The organism is Planotetraspora sp. A-T 1434, assembly GCF_025420585.1.
In the GTDB taxonomy this organism is placed as follows: Bacteria; Actinomycetota; Actinomycetes; order Streptosporangiales; family Streptosporangiaceae; genus JAOEGB01.
This window is the reverse complement of the sequence record NZ_JAOEGB010000003.1, coordinates 215,477-235,814: the sequence shown is the minus strand read 5'-3', so window position 1 is coordinate 235,814 and position 20,338 is coordinate 215,477. Positions and strand designations below refer to the sequence as shown.

The following is a 20,338-nucleotide window of genomic DNA, read 5'->3' as shown; positions in this document are numbered from 1 at the left end:
GTGACGCCGCCGGAACTCAAGAGGTGCCCCACTGTCTTGTTCGCGAACCCACGAGTTGAAGTCTTCCCGCATCAGGAATTGATCAGTCGCAATTAGCCGTATCTGCGGATATTCATTCATCCACCAAATCTCAAAATTGCCCACTGATCCCACAGTCGGCCATCTGTTGGCGTCACGCGGAAGAAGGAGTACATCAATGAATCCTCCAACGGGCATATTCAGGTCTATGCCGACGCCGATTGCTCCGGGATAAGGAACCCAGACTACCGTGCCGGTCAAGATCTGCCCCAGATACAGATGCTCTCTGAGACGATCCCACTCCTCTTGGTCTGGCGGTATGTAAACGAAGTCTTCCCCCTCCTGATGCCATGGCCGCTTCCCGTTCAAGGATGTCATCCGATATCACTCCCTACCACTCATGTCCCTGGTAGAAATTTATCCATTTTCTGGTTATCGTCAAATCGTTGAACCGCCCGATTTTAGAGTGTGGAATCTGCCACTCCCTTTCGGGTTGTCCGTCGTGCGGGTTACTAGTGAATTCTTTATTGAAGTCGGGATGCATTTCGTACTCTACGTAGCCATCTTCGTAGGGTCCCGTCCCGGCGTATTTCTGTGCGGTGCTCTTATCTCCCACATAGGCGGATTTGTTACCGCCTGTATGGCGGGCCGGATTCACGCCATTGGCGACCTCGTCTGGTCCATCGCCTTTGCGAGGTGCACGATAAACGACCGGATTTCGCGCTGCGCCCGCAGCTTCAGCCTCTGCCGCAGCTTCAGCCCCTGCCACAGCTTCGGCACCCACCGCCGCACCTTCTCCCAAAAGGGCGGCTCCATCTGTGCCGACGATGATAGCTGCATTCGCGACTGCGGCATCGACACCTTCGCCTTCACCGAGGATGCCAGCTGGGGCGGCTTCGCCTGAGTCGCAGGGGGGCTTGGAGCATCCGTATTTCTTGAAGTTCGCTTCTTCTTTTGCCTTTTCGGCCGCCTTGATCTTGGCGACCATCTTGTCGATCTTGTGGTTCTTGATGTCCTTCTTGCATTTGGCGTTGCAGATGCCGCCGGACTCGTGGCCTCGGTAGGCTGGCGCGTAGGTCGGGTGCGGCCTGATCTTCTGGTGGTGCTTGGCGGCTTCCTGGTCCTGGTGCCATCCCTTGACGCCGCCGTTTTGGCCGTAGGTGTAGTCCTCAGGGATCAGCCCGGTGGGGTCGGACAGCCCGATGGGGTTGTCTGCGGCGTAGCTGTAGGGGTTGGTCCACTGGGGATTGCTCAGCACGAGCAGTGGGTCGGTGGAGATGAACTTGGCGATGGAGGGGTCGTAGTAGCGGGCGGACAGGTAGTCCAGCCCGGTGGAATCGTCTTCGACCTTGCCGAGGAAACCGTGGTCGGTGAACGGCAGGTCGTCGATGCCGCGGCGCTTGCCGTAGGGAAGGTAGCGTTCCCGGCTCACCTGCCCGGTGGCATCGGTGATGGCCAGTTGCTCGGAGCCGTGCAGGCCGGAGGCGAGCCACGTCAGGCCGGCTGTGGTGCGCATGGCGACGGTGGAGCCGTCGGGTGCGGTGTAGTAGCGCTTGGCCGTGAGGGCCGTACCGGCCAGTTCCAGCTCCATCGGGCCCAGATACAGGACCGTCTTGGTGGGGTCGCGGCGGATGAGGCGGTTGCCTTCGGCGTCGTACACCATGGTGGTGTCGCTGCCGTCCACGGTGGCCTTGGTAAGTTCGCCCAGTTCGTCCCAGGTAAAGGTGGACTGCTTTCCCGCGACGGTGCGGGCGGTCATTTGACCGGCGTTGTCGTAGCTGTAACTGTCGGTGCCGGCGGGCCGATCGATGCCGGTGACCGCGTTCGGCCGCACCGCCGTGGCACCCGGGGTCGGGTAGTGGTAAGTGGCGGCCTGTCCGCTGCTGGTGAGGGTGGTCAGGTTGCCGACGGCGTCGTAGGTGTAGGACTCGGCGTAGGGGTCGATGCCCTGCCCGTCGCCGGAGGAGGCCCCGGTTCCGCAGGTGGCGGCGGTGGTGGTCCAGCCTGCTGACAGTCGGTGCAGGCCGTCGTAGGTGAAGCATTCCTGCTGCCCGGCGGTGACCCCGGCGATCGCGGACGCCTTGTCCAGAACCCGGTTGATGGTGTCGTCGACGTTGTAGAAGAAGTCGTCCTTTTGAGCGGTGACCGGGGTGGGGGTGTCCGCCTTGGCCAAGGTCGTGATGTTGGCCAAGCGTCCCGTGCTGGTGTCCCACGACAGAGAGCGTGTGACCTGCGCGTTCGCCCCGTAGGAGCGTCCCGCCGGAAGTCCGGTCGCCGTGTAGCTGGTGCTCTTGACGTAGGTGGCGCCTCCGGCCAGGTCGGAGGTCAGCCCGTAGTCGTAACCGAGATCGGTGAAACTCGAGGTGACCTTCTCCGCAGGCAGCCCCGCAGCAGCGGGCATGGTGATATCGGACTGATCTCCCGCGGTGTTGTAGGCGTAGGAGAAGGTGTAGTCGCCGGCCAGGGACTCGATGCCGGTCACCGAGGGGACGGAAATGGTGGAGCCTGTGGGGCGGTTCATAAGGTCGTAGCCGGTCACCGTTGTGCTGTAGGCGTTGCCGCCCGTGATGCGGGTGGCCGAGGTCAGCTGTCCCTTGGCCAGGGTGTCGTACACCCATGCGGCTAGCTTGGTACCGGTACCGGGGTCTCCCGCCCACTGCGCCGTTTTGCGGCCGAGGTCGTCGTAGGTGTAGGAGATCTTCTGGTTTTTGCCGTCGGTCGTCCAGGTCACCTGTCCGGCCGGGTCGTAGCTCGACTGGCTGTCGCCTGCATCGGGGTCGTGCGTGGTGAGTTTCCGGCCGAGTAGGTCGTAGGTGAAAGTACGGCTGTTGCCGTTGGCATCCACCGTTTTGATGAGCCGGTCGCTGGCGTCGTAGCTGTAGGTGGTGTCGTTGTGGGTGGTGCCGTCCAGCCACTGTTCGACCTTGGTCGCTCTGCTGTCGGCGTCGGTGTAGGTGACCGTTTTGCCGCCCAGCGGGGGCTGCGTCTCGGTCCGGTCGCCGTAGTAGGTCGTGGTGGTGCGTCGTACCTCGCTGGACGCCGACTTGTCGATCTGTGTGACCGGGCGCTGCATCCCGTCGTAGACCGTGGTGGACCACTGCGGCAGCGACGTCCACGCGGCATTGAGCAGTCCGGACCCAGGTGCGGATGAGTTATAGAACGGTGCCGATACCGAGGCGGCAAGACCACGGGTGTCATAGCCGGTCGCGGTAACGATGCGACCTCCGGCGGGCGAGGCCGCCTGGGATTCCCGATGACGGGCCAGACCGTCGATGTAGCTGGCGGTGGACACCCACGTCGCTGTCGTTCCACTGCCGGACTGCAGGCGGTTCATTGTGGTGCGGGCGGGCGCGGTGGGCTGCCCCATGTTGCCGTCGAAGGTGATGGTGTAGCTGATCGTCGCTGCGGCTGTGCCGCCGCTCTTCGGCTGTGCCGGTGTCCACAGCGTGGTCGGACGGCCGAGCGCGTCGTAGTCGATGTTGCTGTCGTTGCCGTTGGAGTCCCGGACGCCGACCACGCCTCCCCACGCGGACGGCCAGGTCGTCGCCGTGTGGCCGAGGGGGTTGGTGGCGGTGACTCCTCCGGTGGGCCAGCCCGCCGAGGGGCTGTAGCTGGTGGTGGTCGTCTTCCCCAGCGGATCCGTTGAGGTCAGGACACGCCCGTACCCGTCAAAGGTCGACTTCGTCGCGGTGTAGGTAGAGGCGGTGTCGTAGTCCCGGGATTCGGTGATGTTGCCGGCGGTCGGTGTGTTGGTGGACGGATCCGTCGAGCCGTCGTACAGCGTCACGGACCGGCTGAGCAACGTCCCCGCCGAGCAGTCGTCGCCCGCGTGCTTCTCCTCCGATGCGACGTAATTGATCAACCACTTGGTCGTGTTACGGACGTAGGTGGTCGACATGCAGGTGTTGTCGGCAGTGGTACTGCGATCGCCGTAGTCGTTGACCTTGATCGGCAGGCCGTCGGCGTTGTAGGTGGTCGCGTTCTCCGTGTACCGCCAGCCGGAGGACACCTTGTCACGGGCCACCTGCCGGGAGATGTTGATCTGCAAGGGGTCGGCGATACCGGGGCCGTCGCCCGTCGTGGTCCGCACATACTCGTACCTGTTGGCCCCCTCCTCGGTGTAGCCGCTCAGGCCGGAGGTGTACACCGGGCAGGCTCCCTGGTCGCTCCAGTACGCCGAGCCCGGTGCGGGGGCTTTGCCCGTGCTGGGGGCTATGGCCCACCAGTCGTGCCCGTTGTAGGACACCGGCCAGTTCGCGGGGTAGCTGGCGGTGGAGCTCCATGCCGGGTTGACGCATTTCGGGGGCGGGGTGGACCATCCGGTGGCCCGCCAGGTCTGCTCCTGAAGGGTCCGGCCGGCCAGCACGCGCAGATCGTTGTAGGTGTTGCCGTCGAAGTCGGTGACCTGAGCATGCTTGGGCGTGCCGTCGTTGTAGACGTCGTCATACATGCCGCGGTAGAAGGTGGCGCTGGTCACGGTGTAACCGGCGGGATCGGTCCCGCTCCCCTTGATGGTCCGGACCGTGGGGTAGCCGCGCCATTGCGTCCAACTGTCCCACGAGGTGGTGCAGTCCGGTGGAAGGCCGAACCAGCCGGGGAAGCACCCCATGGGCGGCTGCACGTCGTAGGACGTGGGTGTCTGCCCGAAGGTGGTCTCGCGGGCCCACGCGGGGGTGCCTACGTACTCGTACCGGGTGACCACGTCTGGGGAGCCGCCCACGAGGTCCTTGTCGGTGACGGTGAGGACCTGCCACTTGTTGTAGACGTTTCCCTCGGTGTAAGTACCGCTGGCGTCGCTGTACTCGCCACGGTACGCCCAGTAGCAGTCGTAGCCCGCGCGGTCCCGGACGTTCGCATTGGTCCGAGTCTGCAGGTTGCAGCCGCTGGGCTGGCCGTAGGCGACCTCGGTCCGGCCTCCCATGCCGTTGCTGACGCCGGTGATACGCGGGTATCGATCGGTGATGTTGTGCCCGGCGTCGAGCAAGGTCGCATCGAACTGGATCGGCGGCATGATGACGTCGGGGCCACTGCCAGCAAGGCCAACTCGCCGGACAGTGTCGAGCCACAGCACCGGGTTGGTGAACGTCTGTCCCGGATCGGTTTGGACCCACTTGTAGCCCAGCTCCCACCGCGACACGTCGTCCCACCCGCTGGTGGCGGTATTCCATGTCTGGGTAACGACGGTGTTCAGCCGCCGGGTCACGAAGAAGGTAGGACCGTCCGCGGTCGTTGTGCAGAAACCATTACTTGTCGGGTCATCGCACATCAGGTCAAACGGGAAGTCCTGGTAGGAGCCACCGATAACGCCTTCATCCCGACTTAAGGTGTTGAAGACCACGCGCCCGGTGGGAGTCGACCCGGCCACGCTAACGTTGCTTCCGTAGACCACCTGGGCGAGGTAGCCGCCCCGGTCGTAGGCCAGGTTCGCGCCAGAGTGGCATAAGTCCCCTGACGTCAGGCAGTAGTGCCCCTGCTCACGACTGTAGGAGTAGTCGATCACATTGCCCTTGGGGTCGATCTCCTGATCGAGCATCCACCGCCAGGGGGCTGTGCAGAACTGCGGGGCGCCCGGGAACGGCATCGGGCTGTGCTCCGGGTTATAGCACGGGTCACCTGTGTTCTTGGCAAGGTAGGGCGTCTGGAAGGACGAGTCGCGGTGGTACCCGAACCGGTACACCGTGCCGTCCTGGGTGGTCACCTTCCAGTACGGCTCACCCGGGTTACCGGGATCGGTGCTGGCCGCGATCTGTTCGACCTTCCAGCCGTAGTCCTCCTGCGTTCGCCACGATCCCGACGTTCCGGACGCTGCGTCCTTCACAATGCGCGACGAACGGCCGGCCACTGACAAGGTCAGATCGTTGTTGGCGTCCCAGCACAGGTGCCGGGGGCCGTCGAGAGAATCGTCCGCGGTGCATGAGTTGTAGTGGCGCTCGATGAAACCCGATCCCAGGTCCCAGCCGTCCCCGACCCAGCTGGCCTGATTGTTCGTCTCAGCGGTAAGCGAGTCCACCGACGCCGACGAATAGTCCAGCGAGAACTTCGGCGTCTGGCCTCCCGGCGCGGGCGGCACCGTGATCGGAACCGAGTAGGAGAAACTGCCACCCGACGGCCCCACCTGCCACGTCCCTGACGGCTTGAGATCGGTAGCGGCGAACGAACCGGCCAAATCAGAGGAGGTCGTCGAGGACGCCGACGAGGCCAGCAGATACACAGAACCTGCCTGATCCGATGTAGCCTCAGCAGCGGGCTTGTCTCCCACCGGGGCATCGGCTGCAGACGGTCCCGCCTCCACGCGTGCCGTCAACTTCCCCGTCTTGACGTCGTTGAGCACCGGCAGCCTGCGTGCCTTCGCGACCTGCTTCGCGCACGAGGCCGCCTTGACATCCATGAGGACGCAAGCAGGCAATTGCAGCAACGACAACCGAGAGGCGAATCCAGCGCCATAGGCGTCTCGGAACGAGGAATAATCCACCGTCACGGATACGGGGGCAGAGGTACTTCCGCCATCGGATCGCGTCAGGCGAACGCCGACCCCCACACCGCCCAACCGCCGGACAACCGCGGGATCCAACGTCTGCACTTGAACAGAAGAGGGCGACCCCTCAGGCGCGGACGTCGATCTCGTACCTGCCGTGAGAGCCGCCACATCCACCGGAGCCACCGAAACCGGAAGTCCCCCAACCGCGACCGCAGCCTTGCTTGCGGAAAGATCCACCCTCCCGGACCCCGCTTGCGGCCACACCGGCGCGGCAGGCTTCACCGGCCTCTGCAAATCCTCCACGCCCTTCGAGGCCGCCCGAGACACCACCGGCCGGCCCGGAATGCTGGGATCAGAATTCGACGAGGACACCTCGGCGGCCGCGTGCTGCATCAGTACAGACGGCACACCTACACCCGAGATAAACAATCCAAGGGAGATAATGGCGCAGCTGCCGAGAGTAAGAATGTATCGCAGGGATGATCTGAACCGTTTTACGTCAGCACGCGATATGCGCACGCCGGAGCCTCCGCGCCCTAAGGAAAGCATGCGGCACAAACAGGCCGTCCGCGCCGTAAATCTCGGGAAGATGGACCATCCGAATGGTGTTCCGCGAACCCAAAAAGGTCAATATCTCGCCCGAGACGCCGCAGTCACGGTCCGTAATGTCGCCTCTGACAAGGAAGGGGCAGGCACGTTTGTGCAGTTCAACGCGTACAGATGGCCGCTGCTAGCGCGAGTGGGTGATATAGATCACAGAATCCTCGGCCTGTAGCTGATTCGCATCGGCGTGTGGCTTCTCTTCGGTTGGCCGACCAACCCGATGACGCGCCAAATGAAGCCTGAACGTTCCCTCGATAAAAACTGTAAATCTTCTGAATGCTCTATTTGGGCCATTCTTGCTTTTCGATATCGTTCGACGGCTGCGGGCGCAGCGAGTTGTTGTTGGCGGGCCTTTGCGGCTTGGGGTTACCGAAGTCATGCGGGTCGGACGGCGCCGATGAACTCGCGCTCCCGGCTTGGCACGCCAGCTCATGTGTCGATACGGACGGTACTGCCGGTGTGCGGTGCGTGGACCATGTGAGTCGCGTCGATCGCGATGCCGACGTGGTGAATCGTTCGCGGATTGGCCGTGTTGTAGGCGAAGAAGATCAGATCCCCGGCTCTGATCTGACTTCTGGGCACGTGAATCCCCGTTTTCCACTGCGCGGAGGTATCACCGCCGATGCGCGCCCCGGCCTTGGCCCACGCGTACTCGGCCAGGCCGGAGCAGTCGAACCCCCGGGTTTGGGCACCACGTCCGATTCCGAAGCTGGGACCGGCGGGCCCGCCGCCACCCCAGGCGTATGGGATGCCGCGCATGCGCAGCGCCGCTTGAACGGCGATCATTCCGGGCTCTGCTCCGGCCGCCGCCTCTACGGAAATTTGTCCCCTTGAGAGTTCAGGGCACAGTCCTATGGCAGTCATGGGGGGTGTCTTCCGGACCTGGGAGGATCTCGGCTGGTCGGCCGCTGGGCTGGTGTAGTCGCACATCGCACGAGCCGGGATGGCCGCGAACCGTGCGCTCACCGACAGTCCGGCGAGGAGGACTACGCCCGCCGCGAGGCTGCCGCCAGCGACGAGGACCTTCGTCAGTCTGGTTTCTATGATCAAGGGCGTTCCTCTTTGGCGGGCGGGGGCCAGTGATCAGCGAGTTCGGCCAGGCGTAGCCGTCCTTCTCGGCGGTCGTGGGGCAGCCAGATGGCGTCCTCGGGGTTTGACCCGGCCACGGCGGTGGCACAGGGCACCGAGGTTTGTGCCGCGCGGAGCTGGAGGCGGCCGTGCAGGCTGGTCTCTCTTCGCGCCGAGGAGGTCAAGAGCAGGACAGGGGTGCTGATTCCGGTGGCCGCGGCGAGTGCGGCGTAGCCGTTCAGCTTGGCCAGCACCCGATCGAAGGTCTCGGTGCCGGTGTCGTATTCAAGGAAGAAGTCGACGCTATGGCCGTTCTCGGTCCACCTGCCGTAGGCGTCAGGCCGGACGTGCTTCCCCCATTGAGCGGTGCAGCGCGCCTCTGGACACCAGGCATCCAAGTGGCATCCGCTCGTCCGCCGGGCCGTGCCGTACAGGCGTGCGAAGACCTCGTTGGTTCCGAGGGTGTGTGCGAGGCGCTGGCTGTAGGCGACAAGGCCCGCGTTCACCTTTCCGAGGACGTCGAGCGCTTGAGGTGATCGGCATGTGCGCAAGCGCCCGACGGTGGGCGCTTGCGCACCCCAACGTTCAGCGCCGAGAAGAAGGGAGATTTACAGATGAAATTGGCGTTCTGGGGTCGGTGCTCGACGGAGGACCGCCAGGACCCCGAGGCGTCCCGCGCCTGGCAGATGAGCCGGGCGAGGGCGCTGGTCGAACCGCGCGGCGGGGCGATCGCCAAGGTCGTCTACCTGCGCGAGGCAGACGTGCTCGATCACCTCGACGCCTGGCTGGCACAGGCATTCGCACCCAGGAGGCGTAAGCAGACCATTCAGGCCCTCGCCGACCATGGCCAGGACGCGCCCGGCAGCGCGAGTGAAGCGGCTCGAATGAAGATCGTCGAATGCGACCGCAAGCTCGCCCAGCATCGATCGGCGCTTGAGGCGGGTGCGGACCCGGTGCTGGTGACCCAATGGATCGCCGAGACTCAGACACAGCGCGTCGCCGCGCAGGCGCAACTGCGCCAGACGAGTGGGCGGCGCCGCATGAGCAAGGAGGAGATCGACGCAGTAGTCACAGCGCTCGGGGACCTTGTGAAGGTCCTCCAGGAAGCCGACCCGACCGACAAGGCCGACATCTACTCACAGATAGGGCTCAAAATGACCTACCGGCCCCAGAAACGACTAGTGGAGGCTCAGGTGATCCCTGGCCCCCACATGTGCAAAAGGTTTGTGTCCGAGGGGGGACTTGAACCCCCATGCCCATCACTGGGCACTAGCACCTCAAGCTAGCGCGTCTGCCTATTCCGCCACCCGGACTTGGTGCCTGACGCGGGACCGTCATCTCGCGTCGGCTGATACAGGTTAGCACTGTCCGATGCCTGGTTCATACCGAGAATCAAGCGCCCGCAACACGCCCCGAGGCCGGGGTGAACAACCGGCCTGGCTAACGGCAGGATGGAGGGCGCAACCGGCTAAGGACGGCAAGCCGTACAGGACCACGCTGCGTGTGAGACGGCCTGCCGTACCCGACCGCGAGGCGCAAACACGGCTGGCCGGTGCAGCGACCGCAGGCCGTACAGAGACCGCCAGCCGGACACGGCAGCGAGTGTGAGGAGGCGCAATGACCCCACTGAGCGGCGAGGACGAGGTCGTCGAGCTGTGCCGCGACCTGATCCGCATCGACTCGACGAACGCGGGAGACAACGCCGGCCCCGGGGAGCGGAAGGCCGCGGAGTACGTGGCGGCGAAGCTCGCCGACGTGGGCCTCGAACCGCGCGTCCTCGAGTCGGACACCGGCAGGGCCAGCGTGATCGCCCGCATCGAGGGCGCCGACCCGGAGAGGGACGCGCTGCTCCTCCACGGCCACTTGGACGTCGTGCCGTTCAACGCGTCCGACTGGACCCACCACCCGCTCAGCGGCGAGATCGCCGACGGCTGTGTCTGGGGGCGCGGGGCGGTGGACATGAAGGACATGGACGCGATGATTCTCGCGGTCGTACGGCAGCGTCTCAGCGCCGGGCGGAGGCCGCCGAGGGACGTCGTGCTGGCCTTCACCGCCGACGAGGAGGCCGGAGGCCATTACGGCGCGCAATGGCTGGTCAACGAGCGCCCGGACCTGTTCGAGGGCTGCACCGAGGCCATCGGCGAGGTCGGCGGCTTCAGCGTGACCATCGGCGACAAGGGGCGGCTCTACCTGATCGAGGCGGCCGAGAAGGGCATCGCCTGGATGCGGCTGACCGCCAAGGGCCGGGCCGGCCACGGCTCGATGCTCAACAACGAGAACGCCGTGACGGAGCTCGCCGAGGCGGTGGCGCGCCTTGGCCGCTACCAATGGCCGGTGCGGCTCACGCCGACGGTTCAGGCGTTCTTCGAGGAGGTTTTCGAGGTCGAGGTGAAGGCCGAGGACGCCGAGGCGGCGGTGGCCCAGCTCGGCCCGCTCGCCCGGATGATCGGCGCCACGCTCCAGAACACGGTCAACCCCACGATGCTCCAGGCGGGCTACAAGGCCAACGTCATCCCGCAGGAGGCGACGGCACACGTGGACGGGCGGTTCCTGCCCGGCTACGAGGACGAGTTCTTCCAGACGGTCGACGAGCTGCTGGGGCCGAACGTCACCAGGGAGTTCGTCTACCACGACGTCGCGGTGGAGACCGCGTTCAAGGGCCCACTCGTCAAGGCGATGGCCGACGCGCTGCACGAGGAGGACCCCGGCTCCAGGGCCGTGCCGTACACCCTCAGTGGAGGCACCGACCTCAAGGCGTTCAGCCGCCTGGGCATCCGCGGGTACGGCTTCGCGCCACTTCAGCTCCCGTCCGACTTGGACTTCTCGGGGATGTTCCATGGCGTCGACGAGCGTGTTCCGGTGGATTCGCTCCGGTTTGGGGTCCGGGTCCTTGACCGTTTCCTCGATTACTGCTGAGAAATCTGTTGCGATCACGTGGCGTGCCGCTACAGTGACTCTGCGTTGAGGGTTGGATCCGCACCGGGCGGACTCGACGGACTCGGGAGGTCGCGTGACGTACACGCCGGAGGAGCAGCGGGGGGCAATGCCCGCCGCTGAACCGCGCGTGGACGTCACGGTCGCCGGGTCCGGCAGGGGAGATCGGATGGCGCGGTTCGCGGCCGGCTCCCGTCTGGGCCGCCTGCTGGTCATCGGCGGGCTGATCGCCGCCGGATGGCTGCTTGGCGTGATCTTCAATGTCTCCGGCACGGCGACGTCCGTGGCCGAGACGGCGCCCTCACATGTCGCTGCCGGATCGGTGCTCGCCGATCATTTCCCCACAGCGGGCTCCGGCGGATCGCTCACAGCGATTCCCGGCGGAGCCTCCACGGCGGGTTCCGATGGTTTCCCCACGGCGAGTGACAACGCCTCGATGAACGCCGAGGCCATGGCCGGGCGTACGGTTGACGGGCTCACCAGCCAGTCGAAGCCCGTGCTCCCATCACCCTCCACCGTCGACCACGCCCCGGGTGACCATGGTCTGGTCCCCCAGGCGAGCGGTGGATCCATCTTGTTCGGGGATGTCGCGCGGCCGGTTTTCGAGCCGCGTCTCACGCACCTGCCCGCCCCCCTGGCGGCAGTGCTTCCCCCGGTTGTCCGCACAGCGGCGGACGACCCATCTTTCTCTCCTGACTGATCCCGCCTCCGCGCCGGTCCCTCTTCGACGGTGACCGGCGCCGGAGCCTGCCCCCGACCGTGGACATCCGGTCTCAGGACATCCGGTCTCAGGACATCCGGTCTCAGGACATCCGGTCTCGGACCACCGTCTCGGGACATCCGGTCCCGCGGCGCTCCGTGCGGGTGACGCGGAATCTCTTCACCCTCGTGACGGTCCACAGCCCCGCTGTGCCTTTGGCGTGGACATCTGTCGCGAGCTGTCAGGCAACCCCCTTAGAACTATTAGGAGCATTCATTATGCGAACGTGGGCGAAGGGCTCGGCTCCCGCGGCGTTTCTCGCCGCCGGCGTCATGACCCTTGGCAGCGGTACGGCTCTCGCCGACACCGGTGGCAACGGCTCGATCGGTGGCGGCAACCAGGTCAACCTGCCCGTCACGCTGCCGATCGACATCAGCGGGAACGCCGTGGGCGTCGCCGGCGAGTCGAGCGCCTCGTCCCAGGGCGGCGCGTCCGTCGAGGGGGCGGGCGGCGGCATCGCGAACCGGACCTCCGGCAACGGCAGCATCCTCGGTGGCAACCAGGTGAACGCGCCCGTCACCGCCCCGATCAACGCGTGCGGCAACGCCGTGTCGCTGTTCGGCCGGTCCGACGCGGGCTGCAAGGGCGGTGCGACGGTGAGGGGCTCCCGCAGGGGCGGCGCCGGCGGCAACGTCACCAACGGCGACCACAGCCTGCTGGGCGGCAACCAGATCATCGCCCCGATCACGGCTCCGATCAACGCGTGCGGCAACGCCGTGGCGATCTTCGGTGACGCCACCGCCGGCTGCAGGGGCGGCGCCTCCGTCCGGAACGCCGGGGGCGGCGCCGGTGGCAACCGCACGTCCGGGCGCTCTTCGATCCTTGGCGGCAACCAGGTCATCGCGCCGATCACGGCTCCGATCAACGTCTGCGGCAACTCGGTCGCGGTTCTCGGCGAGGCATTCTCCGGCTGCAAGGGCGGCTCGTCCGTCGAGCCGGGGGGTCACTACTGGCCCGGCCACGGCTGGCGTCACGGCGGCCACGAGGGGCACGGCTGGGGTCACGGCGGCCACGAGGGGCACGGCTGGGGTCACGGCTACGGAGGCGGACACTGGCACGGTCACCCCGGCTCGACCGGCAACGACACCGACGGCCGTTTCGCCGCCGGCAGCGGCAACCAGGTGATCGGGCCGATCACGGGTCCGGTCAACGTCTGCGGCAACGCGGTCGGCCACGGCAGCGGGAGCTGCAAGGGCGGTTCCTCCGTCAGCATCGTCAGGCCGGGCAACTGGGCCGGTGGCAACCGTACCGACGGGCGCTCCTCGATCCTGGGCGGCAACCAGGTGGTCGCGCCGATCATCCTGCCGGTCAACATCTGCGGAAACGCCGTGGCGATCGCGGGAGAGGCCTTCGCGGGCTGCCGTGGCGGCGCGTCGGTGCACGGCGGCTGGAGCCGGCACTGGGGCCACTGGGGTCACCGGGGTGCCGGACACAACACCACCTCGGGCCGCTCTTCGATCCTGGGGGGCAACCAGGTCGTCGCGCCGATCACGGCTCCGATCAACGTGTGCGGCAACGCGGTCGCGGTCCTCGGTGACGCCGCAGCGGGCTGCCTGGGCGGCGCTCGCGTCGGCAGCCACGGTCACGGCGGCCACCACCACGGCGGCTACTGGGCCCGCTCGGAGACCCGCGGCGTCGCCTCCAGGGGTGGCGCGCTCCTGCCCGCTCTCCCGGGCGTCCCGGCCCTGTCCGGCCTCAAGGAGGCCAGCGGCGTTCCCCAGCAGATGAGCGCCGCCGCGGCGCCGTCCGCGCCGGTCATGGGCGACCTGCCCAACATGCTGGGCCTTCCGGAGCTGCCGAGCGTGCCGGGGGCGCCCGCCGCCTCCCCCGCCGGCCACGCCGCCACGACCGGCAAGGGCTCCCCGGTGCCACCGGCGGTGTCCCAGGTCACCGGGTCGCTTCCGGTCAACGGCACCCTCGACCAGGCGACCGGCGCGCTCCCCGCGAACGGCCTCGGCCAGACCACCAAGGGCCTGCCGGTCAACGGCGTGGAGCAGGTCACCAAGGGGCTCCCGGTGAACGGTGTCGACCAGGCGACCGACGCCCTGCCCCTCAAGAACCTCGGCCTGATGAGCGCCGAGCAGCCGGTCGGCGTGACCGGGATGAACCCCGGCTCGTTCGCCGCGCTGGTTCTCGGTGCGATGTTCGCCGCCTCGGCCACCCTGTTCGCCGCTACCCGCCGCTTCCGCTTCGGCCGGAAGTAAGGGATATATCACTCGCCCGCGCCATGGAGGTGGCCCCGGCGGCCAACCAGCCGCCGGAAACTCCGCGGCTACCAGTCGCTGGGAGGCTCGGCGGCGAACCGGCCGCCTGAGTGACGCCCGGCGCGGGCGACGAGGGACGCTCACCCGCATCCAGCGAAGGTGAGCACAGAAGCTTTGCCCGTTCCGGGGGCGCGGCCCGGGGCGGGCAAAGCGCTTTTGCCTGCCCATGCCATCCATGCCTGTCCAAGCCGATGAAGCCGTTAGACGCTGGCCATGCCTGCACATGAACTGCCTGTGGCCTGCGGCTACGCCCGTCGCGCCGGGTCTTCAGGCCAAGCCGCGATTGTGTCCTGGACGCCCGCGTGGGACGCCGTACCGGGGCCCGGCCGGGGATCCCTGCCGCGGCGCCGGGTTGGGTGAGGCCCGTGTGAACATCGCCCTCAGACGCCGAGTGGGAAACCCTGGGCGCCGTGCCGTACGTCGTGGTGGCGCTTGGAGGTACTGTGCGTGGTCGGGGTCTCTATATCTGGTCTGACGTGTATGTATTGGTCACATCGTCCGGGCGGCACGTATGATCCTGCGACGCAGCCAGACGCGTCTGCTCCCGTCGGGATACAGTCGCAGCCGGTCGAGCTCCCAGTTTCCATACTCGGCGTGCTCGGTCAACATCTGCCTGGCCACTTCACGCGAGGTGCCACGCGGTAGATAGAGCTCCAAGTAGGAGTAGTCGAGCACAGCGGTTAGTCTCCGAGGGGCGTGCTAGGTAAACCCGATGGGCTCTATTCTGCGTCCTCGTGGATAACAGGTCCAGGCGGGTTACATTCCCGGACAGAACCGGGTAGCCCGAGGGGGAAGGACTTGCGGTGCCAGGTACGTTCAAGGCGGCCCCTGGCCTCCTCCTGTCCTGGGGGTCACGGGACCGGGTGGCCGGGGCCGGGGGACCTCGGGCCGCGAGCACGAGGAACCACGACGCCGGGGAGCACGGAAATTACGGGCTCTGAAAGCACGGAGTTTGGCAAGACAGGGCCCGGAAGCCCGGGGAACGACAGCGAACAGCGAGGTAGGAAGCAGCGTGCCAGCCAATAACGGCAACGCCGGCGGAACCCGCCTGGTGATCGTGGAGTCGCCTGCCAAGGCGAAGACGATCGCCGGGTACCTCGGGCGCGGCTACATCGTGGAGTCCAGCATCGGTCACATCCGGGACCTGCCGGAGAAGGCCGACGACATTCCCGAGAAGTACAAGGGAGAGGCCTGGGCCCGCCTCGGCGTGAACGTCGACCACGAGTTCGAGCCCCTCTATGTCGTCAACCCGGACAAGAAATCCCAGGTCTCCAAGCTGAAGCAGCTCCTGAAGGAAGCCGACGAGCTTTACCTGGCCACTGACGAGGACCGCGAGGGCGAGGCCATCGCGTGGCACCTGCGCGAGGTGCTGAAGCCCAAGGTGCCGGTGCACCGGATGGTCTTCCACGAGATCACCCCCCACGCCATCCAGGACGCGGTGTCCAACCCCCGCGACCTGAACCTGCGGCTGGTCGACGCCCAGGAGACCCGGCGCATCCTCGACCGCCTCTACGGCTACGAGGTCAGCCCGGTCCTGTGGAAGAAGGTCAAGCCCAGGCTGTCGGCCGGCCGGGTGCAGTCCGTCGCGACCCGGCTGGTGGTCGAGCGCGAGCGGGAGCGGATGGCGTTCACCGCCGCCAACTACTGGGACCTCCAGGCCCTTTTCGACACCGGCCGCGCGGCCGACGACCCGAGCACGTTCACGGCCACGCTGACCGGGGTTGACGGCAAGCGGGTCGCGCAGGGCCGTGACTTCGCCTCCACCGGCAGGCTGAAGAGCAACGACGTCCTCCACCTCGACGAGGCGTCCGCCACGGCTCTCGTGGGCAGGCTCCAGGGCGCGTCGTACGCCGTCAAGTCCGTCGAGCGCAAGCCGTACACGCGCAAGCCGTACGCGCCGTTCCGGACGACGACGCTGCAGCAGGAGGCGAGCCGCAAGCTGGGCTTCTCCGCCAAGTACACGATGCAGATCGCCCAGCGGCTCTACGAGAACGGGTTCATCACCTACATGCGTACCGACAGCATCACGCTGTCGGAGACCGCCGTCGCCGCCGCCCGCAGCCAGGCGATCAAGCTGTACGGCTCGGCGTACGTGCCGGACAAGCCCCGGGTCTACACGAGCAAGGTCAAGAACGCCCAGGAGGCCCACGAGGCGATCCGGCCGTCCGGCGAGGAGTTCCGCACTCCCGGCGAGACCGGCCTGGCCGGGGACATGTTCCGGCTCTACGAGCTGATCTGGCAGCGCACGGTCGCCTCCCAGATGAAGGACGCCGTCGGCGAGTCGGTGTCGGTCAAGGTCGGCGGCACCTCCAGCGCCGGAGAGAACGCCGAGTTCAGCGCCACCGGCCGGACGATCACGTTCTACGGGTTCCTCAAGGCGTACGTCGAGGGCGCGGACGACCCGTCGACCGACCGGGACGACTCCGAGAAGCGGCTGCCCAACCTCAGCGAGGGCGACAGGCTCACGGCCGCGGAGCTGACCGCCCTGGGCCACTCGACCAAGCCGCCCGCCCGCTACACCGAGGCGTCGCTGGTCAAGGAGTTGGAGGACCGCGAGATCGGCCGCCCGTCGACCTACGCGTCGATCATCGGGACGATCCTCGACCGGGGGTACGTGTTCAAGAAGGGCACGGCCCTGGTGCCGTCCTTCCTGGCGTTCGCCGTGGTCAACCTGCTTGAGCAGCATTTCGGCAACCTGGTCGACTACGACTTCACGGCCGACATGGAGAAGGTCCTCGACGACATCGCCAACGACCGGGCCGAGCGGGTGCCCGAGCTGCGCCGGTTCTACTTCGGCGGCGAGGACGGCGACGAGGGCCTCAAGGAGATGGTGACCGACCTCGGCGAGATCGACGCCAAGGAGATCAGCTCCTTCCCGATCAAGGGTAGCGACATCGTGATCAGGGTCGGCCGCTACGGGCCGTACCTCGACCGCGACGGCGCTCGGGTGAACATCCCCGAGGACATGACGCCCGACGAGCTGACCGCGGACAAGGCCGAGGAGCTGTTCTCCCGCCCGAGCGGTGATCGCGAGCTCGGCGTGGACCCGGCGACCGGCCGGATGATCGTGGCCAAGGACGGCCGGTTTGGTCCGTACGTCACGGAGGTCCTGCCCGAGGAGCCGCCACCGGTCGACGGCAAGAAGCGGACGAAGAAGGCCGACGCCGTCAAGCCGCGCACCGGCTCGCTGTTCAAGACGATGACCCTGGACACGATCACGCTGGAGCAGGCGCTGAAGCTGCTGAAGCTGCCGCGGGTGGTCGGGAACATCGACGGAGAGGAGGTGACCGCGCAGAACGGCAGGTTCGGGCCGTACATCAAGAAGGGCACCGACTCCCGTTCCCTCCCCTCGGAGGACGATCTGCTGACGGTCACCATCGACAAGGCCAAGGAGCTGTTCGCGCAGCCCAAGGCCCGTGGGCGGGGCCGTGCCGCGGCCGCACCGCCGCTGCGCGAGCTGGGCGACGACCCGAACTCGAAGAAGCCGGTGGTGGTCAAGGAGGGCCGTTTCGGCCCCTACGTCACCGACGGCGAGACGAACGCCTCGCTCCGCAAGGGCGACACGGTCGAGGACATCACGATCGAGCGGGCGGCCGAGCTGCTGGCCGAGCGCCGGGAGCGCGCACCCGCCCCGAAGCGCACCACGACCAGGGCCAAGACGACGGCCAAGAAGCCGGCGGCCAAGTCCTGAGTGTCCTGGGTGCCTGATCCGTACGGCTCCCGCCCCGGCTCCCAAAAGGGTTCCCGGGGCGGGGGAGCCGGGGACCGAGCGGGCCGTACGGATCACGGGCCCGGCCGTACGGAAAAGTAGCGGGGGGATACATGCGACCGGACTGCGGGGACACAGCAGACGTAATACCCTCAGGCGACGAGCAGGCAGGGCAAATCCGGCCCGCTCGCCCCTTCCCCAGCCCAGCGAGCACCTGGATACGCTGACATCATGAGCACCCCTGGCCGGGCAGCCAAGCGGCGCAAGGCGCCGCACGTGCTGGCCAACGCGGCGTTCCGCAGGCTTTGGACGGCGATGGCGGTCTGCAGCCTCGGAGACTGGCTCAACATCATCGCTCTGACGGCCCTCGCGGCGAACCTCACCGCCGGGTCGGGCTACCAGGCGCAGAGCCTCGCCATCGGCGGTGTCTTCGTCGCGAAGATGCTGCCCGCGATCCTGCTGGGGCCGCTCGCCGGGGCCGTGGCCGACCGGTTCGACCGGCGGCTGACGATGGTGATCGCGGACATCTGCCGCTTCGCCGTGGTGCTGTCGATCCCGCTGGTCGGCAGCTACCAGTGGGTGATCATCGCGACGCTCCTGCTGGAATGCGCGAACCTCTTCTGGGTGCCCGCCAAGGACGCGACCGTCCCCAACCTCGTGGCCAAGGACCGGCTGGAGGAGGCCAACCAGCTCAACCTCCTCGTGACGTACGGCACGGCGCCCGTCGCGGCCGCCCTCTTCGCCGTCGTGTCGGCGCTCGGCGGCGTGGTGGCCACGGCCATCCCCGGGTTCGGGGCGAAGCCAACCGACCTGGCGCTCGGCCTCAACGCGGTCGCCTACCTGGTCTCCGCGATCCTGATCTTCACGTTGCGCGACATCCCCAAGGACCACACCCGGCACGTGTCGACGCCCTCGGTGCTGCGGCAGATCGTGGACGGCTGGCGTTTCGTCGGCGGCAACCGGGTCGTCCGCGGGCTGATCATCGGCATGCTCGGCGCCTTCGCGGCCGGGGGAGCGGTCGTGGGCGTCGCCAAGGCCTACGTCAGCGCCCTGCAGGGAGGCGATGCGGGTTATGGCGCGGTGTTCTGTGCCGTGTTCCTCGGCATGGGGCTGGGCATGTTCTTCGGCCTGCGCCTGCTGCGCGGGCTGTCCCGGCGCCGCCTGTTCGGGCTGTCGATCGTCCTGGCCGGGCTGACGCTCGCCGCCATCGCGCTGATCCCCAACCTGGTGATCGTCGTCATGCTCACCGTGGTGCTGGGCGCCTGCGCCGGCATCGCGTGGATCATCGGCTACACGATGATCGGCCTGGAGGTGGAGGACGGGCTGCGCGGCCGTACGTTCTCGTTCCTGCAGTCTCTGGCCCGCGTCGTGCTGCTGCTCGTGGTGGCCGTGGCGTCCACGCTGGCCGCTCTCTTCGGCAGGCATCTGTTCACGGTCGCGGGGATGAGCTACCGCTTCGACGGCTCGAACCTGGTCCTGGTCGTGGCCGCGTTCCTCGCGGTGATCGTCGGCCTGCTCGCGCTCCGGCACATGGACGACCGGCGCGGCATCCCCATCGGCGTTGACCTGCTCGCCGCGCTGAGGGGCGAGAAGTTCGTCCCCGAGACCATGGAGCAGCCGCGCGGCCTATTCGTGGCCTTCGAGGGCGGAGAGGGCTCGGGCAAGACCACACAGTCGCGGCTGCTGGCCATCTGGCTGCGCGACCAGGGCTACGACGTGGTGCAGACCCGGGAGCCGGGCTCGACCAAGGTCGGTATGCGGCTGCGCGCGATCCTCCTCGACGCCACCCATCAGGGGCTGTCCGCCCGCTCCGAGACGCTGCTCTACGCCGCCGACCGGGCCGAGCACGTCGAGAAGGTCATCCGGCCGGCGCTGTATCGGGGGTCCACGGTCGTCTGCGACCGGTATGTCGACTCCTCGCTGGCGTACCAGGGAGCGGGGCGGGCGCTCGACCCGGAAGAGGTGGCCAAGATCAACTCTTGGGCCACGGGCGGGCTCGTCCCCGACCTGACCGTGCTGATCGACGTGCCGCCGTCGGTCGGCCTGCGCCGGATGGCCTCCCCGGCCGACCGGATCGAGGCCGAGCCGATGGAGTTCCACGAGCGGGTCCGGCGGGAGTTCCGGGCGCTGGCCGCCGCGGACCCGGAGCGGTACCTCGTGGTCGACGGCACGCTGCCGCAGGGCGAGTTGTCCCGGCTCATCCAGGACCGGGTGCGGGAGGTCCTTCCCGACCCCGTCCCCCAGGAGGCCGAGGCCGCCACCGGGACCATCCCCGTCATCCGGGACTGACCACCCCCAAAGTGGGCGGCGATCATAAGGTGATCATGCACAGGTTCCTGCGGTGGGCTTCTGAGCTGCCAACTCGTCGTGCGTGATCATGCACAAAGTCCCCGCTGGCACGGTTGACGTGCGGCTTCGCGGTTGATGATCTGGCACTCGGCGCTCTGCATGATCACGCATAGGGTGCGGGCAGCGTGGGGCTTCCACGGCCTGATCGCGGAAGG

At 67.2% G+C, this 20,338-nt stretch carries 10 protein-coding genes and 1 tRNA gene; 5 read left to right on the top strand and 6 right to left on the bottom strand.

Features of this window, described 5'->3' with window-relative positions; translation table 11 throughout:
- Nucleotides 1–409 precede the first annotated feature (409 nt).
- The 5 genes from N5079_RS06240 to N5079_RS06220 form a co-directional block, all read right to left on the bottom strand.
- Nucleotides 410–6,496, bottom strand: coding sequence for an RHS repeat domain-containing protein (locus tag N5079_RS06240; protein ID WP_261582535.1), 6,087 nt, complete (start codon nt 6,494–6,496; stop codon nt 410–412).
- Nucleotides 6,497–7,528: 1,032 nt separating this feature from the next.
- Nucleotides 7,529–8,149 (bottom strand): C40 family peptidase, encoded by a 621-nt coding sequence (locus N5079_RS06235; RefSeq protein ID WP_261582533.1) that lies wholly within the window; start codon nt 8,147–8,149, stop codon nt 7,529–7,531.
- Entirely contained in the window at nt 8,146–8,673 is a 528-nt protein-coding gene (locus N5079_RS06230; RefSeq protein WP_261582532.1) for a replication-relaxation family protein, read from the bottom strand. The genes N5079_RS06235 and N5079_RS06230 overlap by 4 nt, the downstream gene beginning before the upstream one ends.
- A 102-nt stretch (nt 8,674–8,775) precedes the next feature.
- Nucleotides 8,776–9,180: a hypothetical protein gene (locus N5079_RS06225; protein ID WP_261582531.1), complete on the bottom strand. Its 405-nt coding sequence runs from the start codon at nt 9,178–9,180 to the stop codon at nt 8,776–8,778.
- A gap of 214 nt (nt 9,181–9,394) precedes the next feature.
- Nucleotides 9,395–9,480 (bottom strand) — tRNA-Leu (locus N5079_RS06220).
- 304 nt (nt 9,481–9,784) lie between these two features.
- Here N5079_RS06220 and N5079_RS06215 point away from each other — a divergent pair.
- The 3 genes from N5079_RS06215 (at nt 9,785) to N5079_RS06205 (ending at nt 14,065) form a co-directional block, all read left to right on the top strand.
- Nucleotides 9,785–11,083 (top strand): M20/M25/M40 family metallo-hydrolase, encoded by a 1,299-nt coding sequence (locus N5079_RS06215; RefSeq protein ID WP_261582530.1) that lies wholly within the window; start codon nt 9,785–9,787, stop codon nt 11,081–11,083.
- A gap of 94 nt (nt 11,084–11,177) precedes the next feature.
- A complete protein-coding gene (locus N5079_RS06210) occupies nt 11,178–11,801 on the top strand; it encodes a hypothetical protein (protein WP_261582529.1) in 624 nt (207 codons plus the stop codon).
- 278 nt (nt 11,802–12,079) lie between these two features.
- Entirely contained in the window at nt 12,080–14,065 is a 1,986-nt protein-coding gene (locus N5079_RS06205; protein ID WP_261582528.1) for a chaplin family protein, read from the top strand.
- 549 nt (nt 14,066–14,614) lie between these two features.
- Here N5079_RS06205 and N5079_RS06200 read toward each other — a convergent pair.
- The gene (locus N5079_RS06200) at nt 14,615–14,800 is read right to left on the bottom strand and encodes a DUF5703 family protein (protein WP_261582526.1); all 186 of its coding nucleotides are present in this window, start codon (nt 14,798–14,800) and stop codon (nt 14,615–14,617) included.
- Nucleotides 14,801–15,137: 337 nt separating this feature from the next.
- Between N5079_RS06200 and topA the strand changes: the two genes are divergently transcribed.
- Nucleotides 15,138–17,816, top strand: coding sequence for a type I DNA topoisomerase (topA, locus tag N5079_RS06195; protein WP_261582524.1), 2,679 nt, complete (start codon nt 15,138–15,140; stop codon nt 17,814–17,816).
- A 249-nt stretch (nt 17,817–18,065) separates the two neighbouring features.
- Nucleotides 18,066–20,123, top strand: a complete 2,058-nt coding sequence (gene tmk, locus N5079_RS06190; RefSeq protein ID WP_261582522.1) for a dTMP kinase — start codon at nt 18,066–18,068, stop codon at nt 20,121–20,123.
- Nucleotides 20,124–20,338 lie beyond the last annotated feature (215 nt).

Excerpts from the sequence above, each read along its gene's own strand:
- N5079_RS06205 (WP_261582528.1), top strand. The coding sequence starts at position 12,080 with ATGCGAACGTGGGCGAAGGGCTCGGCTCCCGCGGCGTTTCTCGCCGCC.
- N5079_RS06215 (WP_261582530.1), top strand. The coding sequence starts at position 9,785 with ATGACCCCACTGAGCGGCGAGGACGAGGTCGTCGAGCTGTGCCGCGAC.
- tmk (WP_261582522.1), top strand. The coding sequence starts at position 18,066 with ATGAGCACCCCTGGCCGGGCAGCCAAGCGGCGCAAGGCGCCGCACGTG.